Origin of the sequence: Pseudonocardia hierapolitana, from assembly GCF_007994075.1 — a bacterium.
In the GTDB taxonomy this organism is placed as follows: domain Bacteria; phylum Actinomycetota; class Actinomycetes; order Mycobacteriales; family Pseudonocardiaceae; genus Pseudonocardia; species Pseudonocardia hierapolitana.
The window spans coordinates 3,971,450-3,989,998 of sequence record NZ_VIWU01000001.1 but is presented as its reverse complement, the minus strand read 5'-3'; the positions used below and the strand labels follow the sequence as shown (position 1 = coordinate 3,989,998).

The window sequence follows — 18,549 nt, the reverse complement described above, 5'->3', positions numbered from 1 at the left end:
GTCACCGGGACCGCAGCGCCCGGCGGCCCGCCCACCGCGCCCGGTACCAGCGGATCATCCACAGCCAGCCCGGCTGGTCGCCCCGCGCGCGCCTGCGGCTGCCCGCCGCCGGCCTGCGAGTGCTGCGGTGGCTCGTCGTTCCGCTCACGCGGTCGATGGGCGGACCGGGCAGGACCGCGTTGTCACCCACGTCGCCGACGAGTACCCAGCCGGAGCCGGCCTGCAAGCCGGACCGCTGCCAGACCCGTTGTCCTGGTGCCGTACCCGTCACCGCGGCGGAGTTCACGGGTACGAGGATGTCCCATCGGGGCGGCGGAGTCGTCACGGCTCGCGGGCATCTTCACTACCGGCTGGCTGCAGTGCCCGCATGGGGGCGCGCGGGCCCGAGACCCGGCGCGGCGCCCTCACCAGGGCGGATCTCGTCGTGCCGGACCGGGCACGGTCGGCGTTCGCGAGCTGTAAGGATCACGCGGCCGTTCCGGCGGATAGCGTCCTCCCGTGCCGAGCACAGTCCGGGGACCGCGGGTCTCCGGGACCGCTGCCGATCTCGCCGCCGTGCTCGGGGCGGCGCTGGTCGTGGCGGTCGCGGCCATGGCCGGGCGGGCGCTGCTGGCGGGCGGGGTGGACATCTTCCTGCCGTTCCCGCCCCTGCTCGCCGAGTGGTTGCCGCACGTCGGGCCCGGAACGCCGGTCGCGGTGGTCGTCGCCGTGCTGGTCGTGACGCGTGGACCCGACCTGGCCGGCCGGCTGGCCTTGCGCCCCCTCCTGGCCGTCGGGTACGCCGCCGCGGTCGCGTGGACCGTGGCGCTCGCGCTGGTGGACGGGTGGCAGCGCGGGGTGGTGGAGCGGCTCGGCAGCAGCCAGGAGTACCTGCACGACGTGCCGCGCGTGACGGACGTCGGCGCGATGCTGCGCACGTTCGCCGACCACATCCTCACCGACCGGCCCGGCTTCTGGACGACGCACGTGGGTGCGCACCCGCCGGGAGCACTGCTGACGTTCGTGTGGCTGGAGCGGCTCGGGCTCGGCGGCGGCGGTCCCGCCGGGCTGTTCGTGATGCTGGTCGGGGCCTCCGCCCCGCTGGCGGTGGCCGTCGCGGTGCGGGCGCTGGGAGCCGCGGACCTCGCGCGCCGCGCACTGCCCTTCGGCGTGCTGCTGCCGGGCGCCGTGTGGGTCGGGGTCTCGGCGGACGGGATGTTCGCGGCCGTGCTCGCGTGGGGGGTCGCGCTGCTCGCCGTCGGCTGCACCCGGCTCGGGCCGCGGGCCGACATGGCCGCGCTGGCCGCCGGGGTGCTGCTCGGCTGGTGCCTGTACCTGTCGTACGGGCTGGTGCTGGGCGGGCTGCCCGCGCTCGCGGTGCTCGCGGCCACGCGCAACGTGCGGGCCGGCGCGCTCGCGGCCGTCGGGACGCTCGCGGTGGTCGGGGCGTTCACCGCGAGCGGGTTCTGGTGGTTCACCGGGTTCGAGCGGGTCCAGGTGATCTACGCGGCCAGCATCGCGGCGACGCGGCCCTACACCTACTTCGTCTGGGCCAACCTGGCGGCCGTGCTGTTCGCGCTCGGCCCCGCCGTCGTGGCCGGGCTGCGGAGGGCCGGTGCCCTCCCGGCCGGCGTCGCGCTCCTCGCCGGCGCCGGCCTCGCCGCGATCCTGCTCGCCGACGTGTCCGGGATGAGCAAGGGCGAGGTCGAGCGGATCTGGCTTCCGTTCGCCGTCTGGCTCGTGATCCCGTGCGCGCTGCTCCCGCGCGCCCGGTACTGGCTCGCGGCGCAGGCCGGGCTGGCGCTGGCGGTCAACCACCTGCTCCTGACGGTCTGGTAGCCACGCCGGACGAGCTCAGGTCGCTGCGCGTGACCGCGACCGCCACCTGACCAGCCGCACCAGGTAGAGCAGCGCCGACAGCCCGGCCATGGCGGCCACCAGCCCCAGCCACCGGCCCAGGTAGGGCTGCTGGTCGAGGCCGGTGGCCGCCAGGTGCGTCGCCTCCCCCTGACGCACGATTCCCGGCAGGAAGACGAGAAACGTGAGACCGGCGCCCAGCAGCGGCACCCGCACGTGGTTGACCACCGGCACCCGGAGCCGGGGCAGCCGTCCGAGCACCCGGTCGGCCAGCGCGTACAGCGGGAACAGCACGAGGTCGTGCACCACGGCGGCGCCGACGAACCACGTGAGCACCCGCAGCATGGCCGGGTCGCCGAGCAGGAACGACGCGGCGTACCCGGCGATCGCGAAGCAGGTCAGCAGCGCGATCAGGTGGGTGGGCCGGGCCCCGTAGCGGTCGGTGAAGCGGCGCATCACGCCTCCCTGAACTCGATCGAGCGCACCCACTTCGTGCAGCGGACACCGGGCAGGGCCGGCACGACGATCCGCGCCGGGAAGCCGTGGTCGAGGCTGAGATCGACGCCGTTCACCTGCAACGCGAGCAGGCCGTCCGGGTCGAGCACCTGCCCCGCGGTCAACGTCCCCCGGGCGAACGGCCCCTCCTCCAGCGACGCCACGAACGCCGACGCCGGCTGCGGCACGCCTGCGAGCGCGGCGAGGTCGCGCAACCGCACGCCGGTCCAGGTCTGCACCGTCGACCAGCCCTCGACGCACGCGATGGGCAGCCGCGCGGTGTGCTGGGGCAGCGCGGCGAGCTCGGCGCGGGAGAACGTCCGCGGGGTCGCACCCGCGAGCGCGAGCGTCCAGTCGGCGGCCGGGACGACCCCGGCGGCAGCCGCGGTGCGGTTCACCGGGAACCCGTTCGGGCCGTCCTCGGTGGTGCGCCCACGGGGGAGCAGCAGGGCGGACGAGCGCGCCGGGCCGTCGAGCACCTGCCCGATCGACAGGGCCGCGAGCAGCGCCGATCCACCACCGACCAGCGCGAGCGCACCCCGGCGGCTCATCGTGGGCGGCGCCGGGTCGAGGGCCACGAGGCCGGACCCGTCCGGCGGCTCGGGCTCCGTGCGGGCGAGCGGCGTGGCGAGCTCGCGACGCAGCGAGCGGGACCGCAGCCCGCGCACCATCGCCCCCAGCGTCAGCGCCACGTGCGCGACGAAGGCCGCGACGAAGACCCACGCCCCGAGGTAGTGCCCGGTGTAGAAGCTGAATCCGAACACGTAGTCGTACTGGATGTTGAGCAACCCGGTGACGATCTCGAAGAGCGCGCTCCCGACCAGCAGGAGCAGCGACGCCCGCTCGAGCGCGTGGGCGGGCGAGCGCACCGGCCGCCGGTCGAACAGCTTCGGGATCACCGACCACAGCTTGGCCAGCACCACAGGGACCAGCACGATCCCGAGCCCGACGTGCACGCCCTGCGTCAGCCGGAAGAGCCAGGACGGGCTGGTGGGCCAGTCGAACGGCGGCAGTTGCAGCAGGCCGACGTCGCCGGGGAGCCCCTGGGCGGGCCCGTAGGCGACGCGGTCGAGCAGCCCGGTGACGACCAGGACCGGCATCCCGGCGAGCAGCACGACGGCGAACACCGAGGTCAGCCACGGGCCGCGCAGCGGGCTGCGGAAACGAACGGTGGGCACGCCGTGGACGCTAGGTCCGCCGGACGGCTCCCATACGCCGGAACGGGGATCGGTGAGCGACTCGTAAGGGTCTCGGCCCGCGCGGATCCCTAGGCTCGGCTCATGACGGCGCGCGTGCTCGTGGTGGACGACGACGCGACGGTCCGCGACGTGGTCGGGCGCTACCTCGGCGAGGCCGGCTACCAGGTCGACCTCGCCGCGGACGGTCCCACCGGACTGCGGGCGGCCCGCGAGCGCGCCCCGGACGCCGTGGTCCTCGACCTGATGCTGCCGGGCATGACCGGCCTGGACGTCTGCCGCGCGCTGCGGGCGGAGGACGACCGCATGCCGATCGTGATGCTCACGGCGCTCGGCGAGGAGGACGACCGGGTGCTCGGCCTCGAGCTCGGCGCCGACGACTACGTCACGAAGCCGTTCAGCGCCCGCGAGCTGGTGCTGCGGATCGGCTCCGTGCTGCGGCGCTCCCGGCCGCCCGAGTCCGGGGCAGAGGTGCTCGTGGACGGCGAACTGCGCGTCGACCCGGCCGGTCGGCGCGCCCACCTGAACGGCCGTGAGCTGGCGCTGACCACCCGCGAGTTCGACCTGCTCGCGTACCTGCTCGCCCATCCGGGACGGGCGTACACCCGCTCGGAGCTCCTGGCCGAGGTGTGGGGCTGGGAGTTCGGCGACCAGTCCACGGTCACCGTGCACGTGCGGCGGCTGCGGGAGAAGATCGAGGCCGATCCGACCCGGCCCCGGCGGATCGCGACGATCTGGGGCACCGGCTACCGCTACGACCCAGGTGTCACCTCCGCATGAACGTCCTCGTCGAGCTGGCCAGGGCCGCGCCGATCGCGCTGCTGTCCGCGCTGCCCGTCGCGCTGGCAGGCGGGCTGGTCGTGCACCGGATGCGGCGCCGGTCGATGACCGCCACGATGACCGCGCTCGTGCTGGTGCCGCTCTTCGCCGCCCTCTTCGGCGTGGTGGCCACCAGCGGGTTCATGTACACGCCGCAGCTGGTGGGCACGGTCGCGGTGGTCGCCGTGGTCGCGGCGGTCACGGTGCCGGCCGGCATGTTGCTCGGACGCAGCGTGGCGCGCGAGACGCTGTGGCAGCGGGAGGCCCTCGAGGCCGAGCGGCAGGCCGAGGCCGCACGCCGGGAGCTGGTGGCGGGCATCGGCCACGACCTGCGCTCGCCGCTGGCCGGCATCCGCGGCATGACCGACGCGTTGCTCGACGGCGTGGTGCACCGCCCCGGCGAGGTGGACGAGTACCTGCGGCGGATCCGGCGGGAGACGGTGCGGATGGCCGCGATGGTCGAGGACCTGTTCCAGCTGTCGCGGGCCACGTCGGCCGCGCTGCGGCTGCCCGCCGAACGCCTCGCGCTCGGCGAGGTCGCCTCCGACGCGGTGGCCGCCGAGGCGGCGGTGGCCTCGGCGGCCGGCGTCACCGTCACGGCCACCGACCCCGCCTGCTGGCCGACAGTGCTCGGCAGCGACACCGACCTCGTGCGCGTGCTGCGCAACCTGCTCTCCAACGCGATCCGGCACACGCCCGCCGGGGAGACCGTGCGGATCTCGGCGGGCACGCGTGGCGCCGAAGCGTGGCTCGCCGTCCAGGACGGTTGCGGCGGCATCGCGGAGTCCGAACTGGAGCGGGTCTTCGACCCCGGCTACCGGGGGACGGCGGCACGCACCCCCGACGAGGCCTCCGGCGCCGGGCTCGGCCTGGCGATCGCGAAGGCGCTGGTGGAGGCCCAGCAGGGGAAGATCACCGTGCGGAACGCGCCGCCGGGCTGCCGGTTCGAGATCACGCTGCCCGCGGCGGACGTCCCGGCCCGGATCCCGTAGCGCTCCCGCTCCCGCACCCCTTCCCCGCGCCCTGTCTCCGTCGACGCGCTCTTCTCCGCCCGCGCGTCCCGTCGACGCGGCACGCCGGACGACACGGGGTGCATCAGGCGAGCAGGCGCAGCTCGCTGAAGCAGCGGCGGCCGGCGCGGGCGGCGATCACCTCCAGCCCGGCGGCCGCCGCCACCGCCCGCAGCGCATCCGCCCCGACCACGGCCCACGGCAGCGGTCGGCCTGCGCCCTCGGGCGTGTGCACCCGCGCCGTACCCGCCCAGTACGCGGCCGGGTCCGGGTCGGTCTCGACGAGCACGGTGCCGCCGGGGCGCAGGAGGGCGGCGGCCCGGCGCAGCAGCCGGAGCGGATCCCCGCCGATGCCGATGTTGCCGTCGGCCAGCAGCACGTGCTGCCAGCGGCCGGGGAGCACGTCGAACAGGTCGCGGTGCAGCACGGCCGCTCCGCGGGCCTTGCACCGCGTCACGGCCGCCGTCGAGCTGTCCACACCCAGCGCGGGGATCCCCCGGCTCCCCAGCGCGGCCACCAGTCGTCCCGGCCCGCAACCCAGGTCCAGCACCGGCCCCGTGCAGCGGTCGAGCAGCCAGGCGTCGTCGCCCGCGGCCTCGGCGTGCCACCGCCGTACCGCGAGCACCACCTCGGACCCGTCGCTGCGCAGCATCCGGGCCGGGACGCCGCGCAGCGCGGCGTCGAACCCGGGGTCCGGATGCGTCGGGCCTGAAGGCGGGCGCAGCAACCCCACCGGCTCGGTCACGGGCTCGAACGCTGCGATCACGACGCCGCCGCGAACGCCGGGCAGCGGGCCAGCGTGGCGGCGAACCGGCCACAGGGCGCCGCCGCGGCCACGACGAGGGCGTCGGCCGCGGTGTCGACGTCGGTCAGCTCCGGGAGCAGGCCCACGCGCAGCCCACCGTCGCGCAGGGCGCGCAGCGTGCGCTCCCCCGTGTCGGCGCGCGAGGTCGGCACGGCGGCGACCAGCCGCGCCGCCCGCGGGTCGCGCAACCCCATGGCCCACCAGCCGCCGTCGGCGGCAGGACCGAGCACGGCGTCCGTGCCGGGCGCGCGCAGCCGATCGAGGCAGGCCGCGAGCAGTGCCGAATCGGCCTGCGGGGTGTCCATGCCCAGCTGCAGCGTCGGGCGCCCGGGGAGCAACGCCGCGGTGTCGGCGTGGGCGGCGGCGATCCGCGCGCCGAGGGAGTCGCCGCGTTGGGGAAGGACCCGGGCTCGACGCAGCGCGGCGGTGAGCTCCGCACGCCGCACCGCCCCCGCGAGCCGGCCTGCGAGCGCGACGACGAGTTCGGCACCGGGCACGCCCACGGCCGCGTCGACGGTGTCGAGGAGCGAGGCGGCCGCCAGGTCGGCGGCCTCGTCCGGGGTGGCGGGCGGGCACAGCCGCGTCTTGACCCGACCCGGCTCCGGCGCCTTGGCCAGCAGGATCACGGCGGCCGGGATCACGAGAGCCCCGGTGCGGCGAGCAGCCGGCCCATGTCCCGGGCGGCGCGCACCGTGCCCCGCACGGAACCGGACACCTTGGACCGGCCACCTGCCCGGGGCCGGTACGCGACCTCCACCTCGTGCAGTCGCCAGCCCGCGGCGCCCGCGCGCAGCAGGAGCTCCAGCGGGTAGCCGAAGGCGCGGTCGGCGACGCCGAGGTCCAGCAGGGCCTGCCTGCGGCCGACCCGGATCGGCGCGATGTCGTGCACCGGCACGCCGCGTCTGCGCAGCAGCGCCGCGATCAGCGCGTTCCCCGCCCGCGCGTGCCACGGCCACGAACCCGCGAGGGGCACGCGCCTGCCGACGGCGAGGTCGGCATCGCCTGCGCGCACGGCGTCGGCCATCGGGGCCAGGACCGCCGGGTCGAGCGAGCCGTCCCCGTCGAGCACGGCGACGAACTCGTCCCGCGCCGCCAGCAGCCCGGCGTGGACGGCGGCCCCGTAGCCACGGTGGGGTTCGACGACGACCCGGGCGCCGTGCGCGGCGGCGACGGCGGCCGTGCCGTCCGTCGAGCCGTTGTCGACGACGAGCACCGGCCAGCCCGCCGGCAGCTCGGCCAGCACAGCGGGCAGGGCGTCCGCCTCGTCGAGGCAGGGAAGGACGATCTCCACGCCCGCGATCATCGGCCCGGAACGGCCTCCACGACCCCGGATCGCGGCTTACCGAACGGTGACGGCCGGTTCCCGCAGCGGATCGGTGGCGAACGCCGCGACGCCCTCGGCGAACGTGACGGCGGCGGTGAACCCCAGTCGGGCCGTCGCCCGGGCCGGGTCGGCGACCACGTGCCGGACGTCGCCGGGCCGGGCGCCGCCGACCACCACCGGCGCCGGCCCGCCCATCCGCTCGGCCAGCTCCCGCGCCAGCTCGCCCACCGTGTGCGGCTCGCCGGAGCAGACGTTCACCGCCTCGAACCCGTCCGCGTCGTTCGTCAACGCCAGCGCGTTGGCCGCGGCGACGTCGGTGACGTGGACGAAGTCGCGGCGCTGGCGGCCGTCCTCCAGCACGCGCGGTGGCTCACCCCGCTCCAGCGCGGAGCGGAAGATCGACGCGACCCCGGCGTACGGGGTGTCGCGGGGCATCCGCGGGCCGTAGACGTTGTGGTAGCGCAGCGACCACACCCTGCCGCCGCACTGCCGCGCCCACGCGCTCGCGAGGTGTTCCTGGGCGAGCTTCGTGGCCGCGTACGTGCTGCGCGGGTCCGGCGGTGCGTCCTCGCCGACGAGCCCGCCCGTGAGCTCCCGCCCGCAGCGCGGGCAGCGCGGCTCGTACCGCCCGGCGGCGAGATCGGCGGCCGCCCGCGAGAGCGGCCGGACGACGCCGTGCTCCGCACAGTCGTAGCGCCCCTCGCCGTACACGACCATCGATCCGGCCAGCACGAGCCTCCGCACGCCGGCCACGTGCATCGCGGCGAGCAGCACCGCGGTGCCCAGGTCGTTGTGCGCGGCGTACGCGGGGGCGTCCGACGGATCGACCCCGTGCCCCACCATCGCGGCCTGGTGGCACACGGCGTCCACCCCGGGCAGCAGCCGGGCCAGCAGGCCGTCGTCGCGCACGTCGCCGACGACGTGCTCGTGCGGCGGCGCCCAGCCCCCGGACCCGTGCGCCTGTGGCAGCAGCGCGTCGAGCAGCAGCACGTCGTGGCCGTCGGCGGCGAGCCGGCCGGCAACGTGCGATCCGACGAACCCGGCGCCCCCGGTGATCAACACTCGCATCGACCGAGGTTAGGTGCGAAGCCGCGGCCGGGGGACGGGCCGTTCGCAACTCGTCACATCCGGGCGCGCGCCGGGAAGGCCTCAGTCGTTCTCACGCAGGCCCGGGACCAGGAGATCCGAGGTGGGTTGCGGGGTGGCGCTGCCGCTGCTGCGCTCCCGGGTCGCCTCGGGGTCCGACCTCCGCTCGTCGGTGGGCGAGGGCTCGGCGCTCGAAGTGGCCTCGTCCGTCGGCGCGGGTTCCGTGGTCGGCTCCGCGCTCGGCGTGGGCTGCTGCGACGTCGTCTCGCTGCGTTCCCGGTCCTCGTTGCCGCCCGCGGGAGGCGTCAGGACCCGGCCGACCGATGTGCCCGGCTGCCCGGTGGTGAGCGAGGCGCCCTTCGCCCACTCCAGCCCGGTGACCACCAGGAGCCCGATCACGAAGACCAGCACCGTCGCACCTGCCCACAGCCAGACCTTGCGCGGCCTGCGCAGGACGGGCTCGACGTGCAGCTGCGTCGTCGCGGGTTCGGCCGGGCCCCGCTGCTGCGGCACCGTCAGCTGGACGGTCGGGGTGTCGGAGAGGTCGGTGCGGCTGCCCGGGCTCAGCCGGACGCGGGCGAGGATGGTGTCGCGGGTGCGGTCGAGGGAGCGCTGGTAGAACGTCGTGGCCACCGTGCTGGCCACCGAGCCGAGCGCGGCGCCCGCCACCGTGCCGGTGGCACCGAAGTACGACCCGAGCACGGCGCTCGTGACCGCGGCCCCGGCACCGGCGATGACCTTGTTGACGGTCAGGTCCGGCGCCTTCGCGGGCGTGGTCGCCTCGGGTTCCGGGCCCGGGCGGTCAGCGGTGGGACTGGGTCGAGGCGCGGTGGGCTGGGGCATGGCTCCCTGGTGTGGGTCGTCCGGCTGTTTCCGTCCGCTTCCAACGACAGTACCCGCCGGGATCGCTCCGAACGATCAGGCTTCGTGAGCGTCTTCACGCGGGGGCGCGGGATGGCGTGGTCCACCGTGACCGGCCGGTAGCGCCGAGCGGAGCACCGGCCACGAGAGCGCGACGCACAGCGCCACGAGCGGCCAGGTGAGCACCGTGCGGGCGATGCCGAGCGCGACCACGGCATCGGCCGCGTACAGGGGGAGGAACACGGCGAGCCGCACGAGGTACTGCCCGACCCATACCCAGCTGGCGCGCTGGTAGCCGCGCAGGAGGTCGGGGTCGCGGCGCCAGCGCGTGCGCTGACCGAGCACGGTGCCCACGACCAGCCCGAGCAGCGGCCAGCGCACCGCGATCGACACGGCCCATGCGAGCGCGCTCGCCGCGTTGCTCACGATCTGGACCAGGAAGAAGTCGACGGCGCGGCCGGTGTACAGGGCGATCAGCGCCGCCACCGCCACGCCGAGCAGGCCGAACAGCACCGCGCGCGGGCGACCGCCGCGCACGAGCCGGACCACCGCAACCACGGCACCGACGAGCACGGCCGCCCCGCCCGCCCAGGCGATCGGGGACGCCCAGCCCGACGCGTCGGCGAGCGTGAAAGCGGCCACGAACGCGACGACCGGCACCGTGGCGTCGACGGCGCCGCCGCGCCCGCCGAGGACCTCGGCGAGGCCCGGCTCGGCCGCGTCCTTCCGACTTCCCATGAGCTAAGGGTGCCCTATCTCCACGAATGGATCACCCCCACTGGCGTCTACCGCAGGTACTGGGTGATATTGGAGGATGCTTTGCCCGTCCGGTGGATGACGGGTTCGTGAACGAAAGGGGGCGGTGGCCGATGAGACCCATCAGCAGCTTCCTCGCGCTGGGGGACAGCTTCACAGAAGGCTTGGACGACTGGCGTCCCGACGGTACTCCCCGAGGCTGGGCCGACCGCGTGGCCGAGCAGCTGAGCGCCTCCCGTCCGGGCTTCCGCTACGCCAACCTCGCCGTGCGCGGCAAGCTCCTCGACCAGATCGTCGAGGACCAGATCCCGGTGGCCGAGCGGCTGCGCCCCGACCTGATCACGTTCTGCGCGGGCGGCAACGACATCATCCGGTTCTCCTGCGACACCGACGACCTCGCCCGCCGCTTCGACGCCGCGCTCGCCCGGGTCACCGCCACCGGGGCGCACGTGCTGGTGTTCACGGGCTTCGACCTCGGCCGGATGCACCCGATCATCCGCCGGCTGCGCGGACGCGTCGCCTGCTACAACGAGCTGATGCGCGCGAGCGCCGAGCGCCACGGCAGCACCGTCGTCGACCTGTGGGGGATGGCGCCGCTCGCCGACCCGCGCAGCTGGGGCCGCGACCGCCTGCACCTCACCGCCGAGGGCCATCGCCGGGTCGCCCTGCGCGTGCTGGAGGCACTCGGCGAGCCCGTCATCGACGACTGGCGCACCCCGCTCCCCGAGATGAGCCCGCCACCCTGGCAGGACTGGGTGCGTGAGGACCTGCGGTGGATGCGCGACTTCGTGATGCCCTACGTCCGCAGGCGCCTGCGCGGCCACGCCACGGGTGACGGTTACCTGCCCAAGCGCCCCGAGCTCCTCCCGCTGCGCACCCTCGAACACCCGTAAGCGGTCCGCGTTCAGGAGCGCGGCAGGCCGATGGCGTCGGCCACCCGGTCGACGTGGAAGTCGCCGTCGCCGAACGCGAGCGCGGCGCTGGTCGCGTGCTGCAGGTAGTGGTGCAGGTGGTGCTCGGCGGTGAACCCGATGGCCCCGTGCACCTGGTGCCCGAGCGCGCACACGCGCTGGTAGGCGTCGCTCACCCAGGACTTGGCCACCGCCACGGTCAGCGCCACCTGGTCGGGGTCCTGGCCGGGCGCCGTGAGCCGCCAGATCGCCTCGAAGGCGATGAACCGCGCGGTGAGGACGTCGATCGCCATGTCCGCGCAGTGGTGCTGCACGGCCTGGAAGCTGCCGATCGGGCGCCTGAACTGCTCGCGCTGCCCCGCGTACTCGACGGTCATGTCCAGCACGCGCTGCGCGCCACCGACCATCTCGGCACAGGTGGCGGCCGCCCCGAACGCGGCCGCCGTCCCCGCCACCGCCGCGCCCCCGCCGACCTCGCCGAGGACGCGGTCGGCAGGCACCGCGACGCCCGCGAACCGGACGTCGTTCTCCGCGTTCGGGCCCACCACGTCGAGCCGCTCGGTCGTGACGCCCGCCTCGACGCGATCGACGAGGAACGCCGTGAGCGCGTCTCCGGTCGTTGCCACCACCAGCAGGTCGTCGGCGGCGTGCGCGAACGGCACGAACCGCGTGCGGCCGTCGAGGACGTACCCGTCGCCCGACTCCGTTGCGGTGACCGTCGCCCCGTCGGCGTAGGCGATGGTGCGCCCCTCCACGATCCCGCGCAGCCAGCGCTCCCGCTGCTCCGCCGAGCCGTGTCGCTCGATCGTCGCGGCCCCGCAGGCCACGGTGTGCAGGAACGGGCTCGGCACCTGGGCCGCACCCATCTCCTCGACGAGCAGGCAGGCTTCGAGGAAGCCCTCGCCGACCCCGCCGTAGGCCTCCGGCACGGCGAGCCCGGTCCAGCCGAGCTCGACCATCTCCTTCCAGAGGTCGGCCGAGAAGCCCGCCGGGTCCCCGGCCACCGCAGCGACGCCGCCCGTCGCCACCCGCCCGGCGAGCACCTCACGGGCGGTGCTGCGGATGAGCTCCTGGTCCTCGGTCAGCGTCAGATCCATGCGACGTTCCCTGTCAGTTGGCCGGCGAGATCTTGTCCGAGCGCACCCACACGCCGGGCCGTTCCTCCCAGAACAGCTGCACGAGCACGCCGCCCGCGTGCTTCGGGTGGATGAACGTGTGCTTCCACGCCGCGCCGTCCTTGACGCCCTCCTCGTCGTCGAAGGTCGGGATGTCGTGGGCGCGGCAGGCGGCCAGCGCGGCCTCCCAGTCGGCCACCTCGAACGTCACGTGGTGAGCGGCGGCGCCGTTGCGGGCGAGGAACTTGTCCACGAACGAGTCCTCGCCGCGGCCGGTGATCACCTCCCAGCAGATGCTGGAGCCCGGGATGTTGAGCACGAGGTCGGCCATGTCGGGGATCTCGTCGTCGGCCGTGCGCCAGACCTCGACGAAGCCTGCGAGGTCGGAGTACCAGCGCGACAGCTCGTCGCGGTCGTGGAAGGCCTGGCAGATGTGGTCGATCCCGCGGATGCCGAGGGTGGGGCCGTCCGCGGGGTCGACGGGCCTGACCGCCGTCGCCTCGTCGTCACCGAGCATCGCGAGGTTGCCCGGCCCGCGCAGCCGCCACAGCACCCCGGGTCCGTGCTCGGGTGGCGACAGCGACGCCTCCACCCAGCGGCCCGCCACCGAGTCGGTGATCTTCAGGCCGCGCTCGTCGAGCTCGGCGACCGCGGCGTCCAGGTCCGGCACCTCGGCACCGACGTGGTGCAGCCCCGGGCGGCCGCCCTTCTCGTCGAGCCATTTCCGCAGTGCCCCGCCCTCGCCGGACGGCGCGAGCACCACCCATGCCTGACCCGCGGCGCCGGGAACGGCGAGCCGGACCCCCCGCACGCCCGCCTCCGGGTTGTCCCACACGTGGGTGCGGTGAAAGCCGAAGAGCCCCTCCAGGAGCGCGAGCTGCTTGTCCAGGTCCGGCGTCGCGACGGCGACGTGGTCGATCCGGTAGATCTTGAGCATCTTCTCGTGACTCCTCAGCTGGGGTGCGGCTCGATCCAGTCGTAGCCGGCCGTCACCAGCTCCTTGACCAGGCGGAGGTTGTAGCGGTTCATCGCCGCGATCCGCTCGGCGAGCGCGGCCACCTTCTCGTCGAACTCGTCGGCCGGGAACACGTCGTTGACCAGGCCGATCTGCAGCGCGCGCTGCGCGTCGAGCTGCACGCCCGTGAAGAGCATCTCCTTGGCCCGCGCCATCCCGACCCGGGCCGGCAGCCGCTTGAGCCCGCCCCAGCCGGGCGCACTGCCGCCCACCTCGGGCTGGTCCGGGTCCTCCTTGCCGTCCATGAACTTCGGCTGGTGCGGCGGCCGGGCGGAGAGGGTGATCTCCACCAGTCCCATCTTCGCGTTGTCCGCGCAGACGATGAAGTCCGCACCCAGTGCCAGCTCCAGCCCGCCGCCGACGGCGTAGCCGCGCACCGCGGCGAACACCGGGATCGAGAGCCGCTCCATCATCGAGAACGTCTTCTCGCCGAGCCGGCCCTGCTCGATCCGGTCGGCCTTGGTGAGCGACTCCGACCAGTCCAGGTCCATGCCGGCGCAGAACCCCTTCTCGCCCGCCCCTTGCAGCACCGCGACGCAGACCTCGGGGTCGTCGTCGATGTCGGTGAAGACCTTCCGCAGGCCGTGCATCATCTCCGGGGTCAGGGAGTTGAGCTTCTTCGGCCGGTCGAGGGTGATCCAGCAGACGCGGTCCTTGACCGCGACGTCCAGTCCTTCGGTCATGTGTCCTCCTAGGAACGGGGCAGGCCGAGGCCCCGCGTGGCGATGACGTTGCGCTGGATCTCCGACGCGCCGCCGAGGAAGGTGGCGGCCACGGAGTCCATGCGCATGTGGGTGAAGGCGGCGCCCAGCGGGGCGTCCCGGCGCTGCCACAGCAATCCGTGCCGGCCGAACACGTGGGCGCCGGTGCGGGCGAGCCGCTGGTGCAGCTCGGCGCTGAAGAGCTGGTTGACCGAGGCCTCGTAGCCCGGCACCGGGTTGGTCACGCTGTAGCGGGCGATGTTGTACAGCACCCGCATCTCGACGTAGCGCCGCGCGATCTCCTGCCGGGCGCCGCGCTCCCAGCCCTCCCGCAGGTGCTCCCGCCCCTCGGGCGTGCCGATGTGCTCGACGAGGCGGGCGATCGCCTGCTCGTACTTGATCGTGGCCCCGATCCCGGCCCGTTCGAAGCTGAGCGCGTCCATCGCCACGTACCAGCCCCGGTTCTCCTCCCCGACCCGGTTGGCGACGGGCACGCGGGCACCCTCGAAGAAGATCTCCGAGAACGGCGCGTCGCCGCGGATGTCGCGGATCGGGCGGACCGTGACGCCGGGCGTGTCGACGTCGACGAGCAGGAATGTGATCCCGCGGTGCTTCGGCGCCGCGTCCGGATCGGTGCGGACCAGCACGAACAGCCAGTCGGCGTGGTGGCCGAGCGAGGTCCAGACCTTCTGCCCGTCCACCACGTAGTGGTCGCCGTCGCGCACCGCCCTCGTGCGAAGGCCGGCCAGGTCGGAGCCCGCGCCGGGCTCGGAGAAGCCCTGCGCCCACGTGCGCTCACCGCGGGCGATCGGCGGCAGGTGCTCGGCGCGCTGCGCCTCGGTGCCGTGGGCGAGCAGGGTGGGACCGAGCAGGAAGGCGCCGATGCCGTTCACCGTCGGCACCCGCGCCCGCATCATCTCCTCCTGGAGGATGAACTCCTCCATCGCCGACAGGCCGGCGCCGCCGTACTCCACCGGCCAGTGCGGCGTGATCCAGCCGCGTTCCGCGAGCGCGGCCGCCCACGCGCGGGCGCCCTCCCGGCGCGCCGCATCCGGGCTGTTGCGGTCGACCGCCCAGTTGTAGCCCCAGACGTCCTCCGGCTCGAGGCTCTGCTCGGCGTCCGGGTCCGGCGTGTACGTGGCCGGGAACCGGTCGCGGACGAACGCGCGCACCTCCTCGCGGAACGCCGCCTGCTCAGGGGTGTCCTCCCAGTTCATGCCGTCCTTCCCGGGGTCGCCTCCGCGGCCGCGGATGCCTGGCTCGCCCGCGTGCTCGGCGCGGCCTGCTCCCGGTCCCACGTACCCGGCGTGATGCCCTGGTCACCCCTGGCGCGCAGCTCGTGCTTGGCCACCTTGTCGGTCGGGGTGCGCGGCAGCTCGCCGACGAACTCGATGTAGCGCGGCACCATGAACGACGGCAGCTTGGCTGCGCAGTACGCGGCCAGCCCGGGCGCCGACAGGTCGCTCCCCGGCGCGCGCACCACCGCCAGCTTGACGTCCTCCTCGCCCAGCTCGGACGGCACGCCGAACGCCGCGGACTCGACGATTTCCGGGTGCAGGTTGACCTCGCACTCGATGTCGAACGCCGAGATGTTCTCGCCGCGCCTGCGGATGGCGTCGGCGATCCGGTCGAGGAAGTAGAAGTAGCCGTCGTCGTCGCGCCACGCCCGGTCGCCGGTGTGGAACCACATGTTGCGGAACGCCCGCGCCGTGGCCTCTGGCATGCCGTAGTAGCCGGTGGTGATCACGAACGGCTGCTTGGGCCGCACCACGAGCTCGCCCGGCTCGCCTGCCGGGACCTCGCGGTCGTCCTCGTCGACGACCGCGACCTCGAAGCGTTCCGCGTGGGCCTGTCCCATCGAGCCGAGGCGCCACTGCCCGTACGGGCTGCCGGTGGCGATGCCGACCTCGGTGCTGGTGTAGGTCTCGGCCGAGCGGACCCCGAAGCGTTCGAGCAGCGGCGCGTCGAGCGCGGACTTGCCCATGTAGAACGTCTCGAGGGGGTGGTCGTGGTCCCGGGGCCCGGCCGGCGCGCTCAGCAGGATCGGGATCATCGCGAACACGCTCATCGTGACCTGGGCGTCGAAGTACCGCACGTCGTCCCAGAACCGCGAGGCGCTGAACCGCTCCACGATGCCGATCGGGCTGCCCGACAGCAGCGACGAGAACACGCCGTCCCACAGCCCGGCTGCGTGGAAGAGCGGCAACGGGCAGTACGTCGTCTTCCCCCACCTGTCGAGGAAGTCCAGCGAGTCGTACGCGCAGGCCATGGCCAACGCGTGCGGCACCATCGCGCCCTTGGAACGGCCCGTGGTGCCGGACGTGTACATGATCGCCTGCAGGTCGGAGAACCGCGCGCCGCCCTGCACCGGGTCGGCGCCGTGCGCGAGCAGGCGCGACATCGGGATCGTGCCGTCACCGAGCACGGCGAGCGAGGGCTCCTGCCCGCGGACGATCACCCGGATCGGCCGGGGGACCACCGGCAGCACCTCCGGGAGCCGATCGGTGAACTCGGCGTCGATCAGCAGCGTCGAGACGTCGGCGCTGTCCAGCACGTGCCGCAGCAGCTCCCCGCGGTACGCCGTGTTCACCGGCACCGCGACCGCGCCGAGCCGCGCGAGCGCGACGATCACCGGCACGAACTCGGGGCAGTTCGGCAGCATCACCGCCACGTGGTGGCCGCGACCCACGCCCTCGGCGGCGAACCCGTTCGCGTACCTGTCGGCGGCGACGTCCACCTCGGCGAAGGACAGCTCGCCGTCGCGGAACTTCAGGAACGCCGCGTCCCCGTGGGTCTCGGCCCGCGACCTGAGCACGTCGCCGAGCACGAGGCCCTCCAGCCACTCCTGGTTCATGACACCTCCCTCGACCGGGCGAACGGCTGCCGCCCTGCGTGGCGGCAGCCGTTCGCGACCGGCGCGGCGACCTCCCTCAGGAGGCCTCCGCCGCCGGTGCGGGCTCGACGATCAGCGGGTACACGCCGTTCTCGTCGTGCACCTCGCGACCGGTCACCGGCGGGTTGAACACGCACACCGTGCGCATCTGCGTCCGCGGGCGCAGCTGGTGGTGCTCGTGGCCGTTCAGGACGTAGACCGAGCCCGGCCCGAGCTGGTAGGTCACGTCGTTGTCCTTGTCGAGGAGCTCGCCCTCGCCCTCGATGATCCAGACCGCCTCGATGTGGTTGGCGTACCAGAAGTCGTTGACCGAACCGGCCTCGAGCACGGTCTCGTGCAGCGAGAACCCGACGCCGTCGCCGGCCAGCACGATGCGCTTGCTCCGCCAGTGCTCGGTCTTGACGTCGCGCTCGGTGTCGGTGATCTCCTCGATCGTCCGGACGATCACGCGGACATCCCTTCGGTCACGGCGCGGACGGACTCGCTGACGACGGCCAGTCCCTCCTCCAGCTCGGCGTCGGTGATCGTGAGCGGGGGCATGAGTTTCATGACCTCGTCGGTGGGGCCTGCGGTCTCGATGATCAGCCCCCGTTCGAACGCCGCGGCGCACGCCTTGGCGGCGAGCTCGGGCTGGGAGAAGGACAGGCCGCGGGCGAGGCCGCGCCCCTTCGGCGTGAGCTCCACACCTTCCGAGGCCGCCGCCAGCGCGGCGAGGGCCTCGGCCACCCGCTCCCCCTTGGCGATGGTGGAGCGTTCGAGGGTGTCGTCGGTCCAGAACTCGCGCAGCGCGGCGGTGGCGGTCACGAACGCGGGGTTGTGCCCGCGGAACGTGCCGTTGTGCTCGCCGGGCCCCCACTGGTCGAGCTCGGGCTTGATGAGCGTGAGGGCCATCGGGAGGCCGTAGCCGCTGATCGACTTCGACAGGCAGACGATGTCGGGTTTGATGCCTGCGGCCTCGAACGAGAAGAACGGGCCGGTGCGGCCGACGCCCATCTGCACGTCGTCCACGATCAGGATCAAGCCGTTGCGCCGGCACAGGTCCTCCAGCGCCTGCAGCCACTCGACGCGGGCCGGGTTGATGCCGCCCTCGCCCTGCACCGTCTCGACGATGACGCCTGCGGGCTCGTTCAGGCCGCTGCCCGCGTCGCCGAGCAGCTTCTCGAACCACAGGAAGTCCGGGACCGTGCCGTCGAAGTAGTTGTCGAACGGCATCGGGGTGGCGTGTACGAGCGGGACACCGGCCCCACCGCGTTTCATCGAGTTCCCGGTGACGGACAGGGCACCCAGCGTCATGCCGTGGAACCCGTTCGTAAAGTTGATCATCGACTCGCGACCGGTGATCTTGCGCGCCAGCTTGAGGGCCGACTCGACGGTGTTGGCGCCGGTCGGCCCGGGGAACTGGACCTTGTAGTCGAGCCCCCGCGGTTTCAGCACGACGTCCTCGAACGTCCGCAGGAACTCACCCTTGGCCACGGTGTACATGTCGAGGCCGTGGGTGATGCCGTCCCGCGCGAGGTACTCCATGAGCGGTGCTTTGAGCTCCGGCGGGTTGTGCCCGTAGTTGAGCGCGCCGGCGCCGGCGAAGAAATCCAGATAGTTTTTGCCGTCGATGTCGGTGATCCGCGACCCCTTGGCGGTGTCGAATACCACCGGCCAGCTGCGGCAGTAACTGCGGACCTCGGACTCCAGGTCGTCGAAGACGGTCGTTTCCACGGGCCTCTCCCTG

The 18,549-nt window shown here is 73.9% G+C and carries 20 protein-coding genes; 4 read left to right on the top strand and 16 right to left on the bottom strand.

Features of this window, described 5'->3' with window-relative positions; translation table 11 throughout:
- Position 1: 1 nt before the first annotated feature.
- Entirely contained in the window at positions 2-286 is a 285-nt protein-coding gene (locus tag FHX44_RS19125) for a hypothetical protein (protein ID WP_147257037.1), read from the bottom strand.
- Between the two features lie 212 nt (positions 287-498).
- Between FHX44_RS19125 and FHX44_RS19120 the strand changes: the two genes are divergently transcribed.
- Positions 499-1,818, top strand: a complete 1,320-nt coding sequence (locus FHX44_RS19120; protein ID WP_147257036.1) for a hypothetical protein — start codon at positions 499-501, stop codon at positions 1,816-1,818.
- Positions 1,819-1,833: 15 nt separating this feature from the next.
- Here FHX44_RS19120 and FHX44_RS19115 read toward each other — a convergent pair whose 3' ends face one another.
- Together FHX44_RS19115 and FHX44_RS19110 are read right to left on the bottom strand one after the other, a co-directional pair.
- A complete protein-coding gene (locus tag FHX44_RS19115; protein ID WP_147257035.1) occupies positions 1,834-2,292 on the bottom strand; it encodes a hypothetical protein in 459 nt (152 codons plus the stop codon).
- Complete coding sequence (locus tag FHX44_RS19110) at positions 2,292-3,509, bottom strand: molybdopterin-dependent oxidoreductase (RefSeq protein ID WP_246170471.1); 1,218 nt, start codon at positions 3,507-3,509, stop codon at positions 2,292-2,294. Before FHX44_RS19110 ends, FHX44_RS19115 begins: the two co-directional genes overlap by 1 nt.
- Positions 3,510-3,611: 102 nt before the next feature.
- On the opposite strand from FHX44_RS19110, the gene FHX44_RS19105 reads away from it, so the two are divergent.
- Positions 3,612-4,307: a response regulator transcription factor gene (locus FHX44_RS19105; RefSeq protein ID WP_147257034.1), complete on the top strand. Its 696-nt coding sequence runs from the start codon at positions 3,612-3,614 to the stop codon at positions 4,305-4,307.
- Complete coding sequence (locus FHX44_RS19100; RefSeq protein WP_147257033.1) at positions 4,304-5,338, top strand: sensor histidine kinase; 1,035 nt, start codon at positions 4,304-4,306, stop codon at positions 5,336-5,338. Before FHX44_RS19105 ends, FHX44_RS19100 begins: the two co-directional genes overlap by 4 nt.
- A 103-nt stretch (positions 5,339-5,441) precedes the next feature.
- On the opposite strand, the gene FHX44_RS19095 is transcribed toward FHX44_RS19100, so the two are convergent.
- The 6 genes from FHX44_RS19095 to FHX44_RS19070 all read right to left on the bottom strand — a co-directional run bounded on the left by FHX44_RS19095 (position 5,442) and on the right by FHX44_RS19070 (position 10,170).
- Complete coding sequence (locus FHX44_RS19095) at positions 5,442-6,101, bottom strand: methyltransferase domain-containing protein (protein WP_246170470.1); 660 nt, start codon at positions 6,099-6,101, stop codon at positions 5,442-5,444.
- A 17-nt stretch (positions 6,102-6,118) separates the two neighbouring features.
- Entirely contained in the window at positions 6,119-6,802 is a 684-nt protein-coding gene (locus tag FHX44_RS19090; RefSeq protein WP_425469141.1) for a TIGR04282 family arsenosugar biosynthesis glycosyltransferase, read from the bottom strand.
- Positions 6,799-7,464, bottom strand: a complete 666-nt coding sequence (locus tag FHX44_RS19085; protein ID WP_147257032.1) for a glycosyltransferase family 2 protein — start codon at positions 7,462-7,464, stop codon at positions 6,799-6,801. The genes FHX44_RS19090 and FHX44_RS19085 overlap by 4 nt, the downstream gene beginning before the upstream one ends.
- Before the next feature lie 36 nt (positions 7,465-7,500).
- Positions 7,501-8,553: an NAD-dependent epimerase/dehydratase family protein gene (locus FHX44_RS19080; RefSeq protein WP_147257031.1), complete on the bottom strand. Its 1,053-nt coding sequence runs from the start codon at positions 8,551-8,553 to the stop codon at positions 7,501-7,503.
- A gap of 81 nt (positions 8,554-8,634) precedes the next feature.
- A complete protein-coding gene (locus FHX44_RS19075) occupies positions 8,635-9,414 on the bottom strand; it encodes a hypothetical protein (RefSeq protein WP_147257030.1) in 780 nt (259 codons plus the stop codon).
- Positions 9,415-9,489: 75 nt separating this feature from the next.
- A complete protein-coding gene (locus FHX44_RS19070; RefSeq protein WP_147257029.1) occupies positions 9,490-10,170 on the bottom strand; it encodes a DUF3159 domain-containing protein in 681 nt (226 codons plus the stop codon).
- A gap of 131 nt (positions 10,171-10,301) precedes the next feature.
- Here FHX44_RS19070 and FHX44_RS19065 point away from each other — a divergent pair, with 131 nt between their 5' ends.
- Positions 10,302-11,081: an SGNH/GDSL hydrolase family protein gene (locus FHX44_RS19065; protein ID WP_147257028.1), complete on the top strand. Its 780-nt coding sequence runs from the start codon at positions 10,302-10,304 to the stop codon at positions 11,079-11,081.
- Between the two features lie 11 nt (positions 11,082-11,092).
- Here the strand turns inward: FHX44_RS19065 and FHX44_RS19060 are convergent, their stop codons facing one another.
- From FHX44_RS19060 to ectB, 7 genes are all read right to left on the bottom strand, one after another.
- On the bottom strand, positions 11,093-12,196 hold the full coding sequence (locus FHX44_RS19060; protein WP_147257027.1) for an acyl-CoA dehydrogenase family protein: 1,104 nt from the start codon (positions 12,194-12,196) through the stop codon (positions 11,093-11,095).
- Between the two features lie 13 nt (positions 12,197-12,209).
- Positions 12,210-13,151: a VOC family protein gene (locus FHX44_RS19055; protein WP_147257026.1), complete on the bottom strand. Its 942-nt coding sequence runs from the start codon at positions 13,149-13,151 to the stop codon at positions 12,210-12,212.
- Between the two features lie 14 nt (positions 13,152-13,165).
- Positions 13,166-13,912: an enoyl-CoA hydratase/isomerase family protein gene (locus tag FHX44_RS19050; protein ID WP_147257025.1), complete on the bottom strand. Its 747-nt coding sequence runs from the start codon at positions 13,910-13,912 to the stop codon at positions 13,166-13,168.
- Positions 13,913-13,920: 8 nt separating this feature from the next.
- On the bottom strand, positions 13,921-15,147 hold the full coding sequence (locus tag FHX44_RS19045) for an acyl-CoA dehydrogenase family protein (protein WP_147257024.1): 1,227 nt from the start codon (positions 15,145-15,147) through the stop codon (positions 13,921-13,923).
- Positions 15,144-16,784: an AMP-binding protein gene (locus FHX44_RS19040; protein WP_147257023.1), complete on the bottom strand. Its 1,641-nt coding sequence runs from the start codon at positions 16,782-16,784 to the stop codon at positions 15,144-15,146. Before FHX44_RS19040 ends, FHX44_RS19045 begins: the two co-directional genes overlap by 4 nt.
- A 76-nt stretch (positions 16,785-16,860) precedes the next feature.
- Positions 16,861-17,271, bottom strand: a complete 411-nt coding sequence (locus FHX44_RS19035; protein WP_147257022.1) for an ectoine synthase — start codon at positions 17,269-17,271, stop codon at positions 16,861-16,863.
- Positions 17,268-18,536 (bottom strand): diaminobutyrate--2-oxoglutarate transaminase, encoded by a 1,269-nt coding sequence (ectB, locus tag FHX44_RS19030; protein WP_147257021.1) that lies wholly within the window; start codon positions 18,534-18,536, stop codon positions 17,268-17,270. Before ectB ends, FHX44_RS19035 begins: the two co-directional genes overlap by 4 nt.
- Positions 18,537-18,549 lie beyond the last annotated feature (13 nt).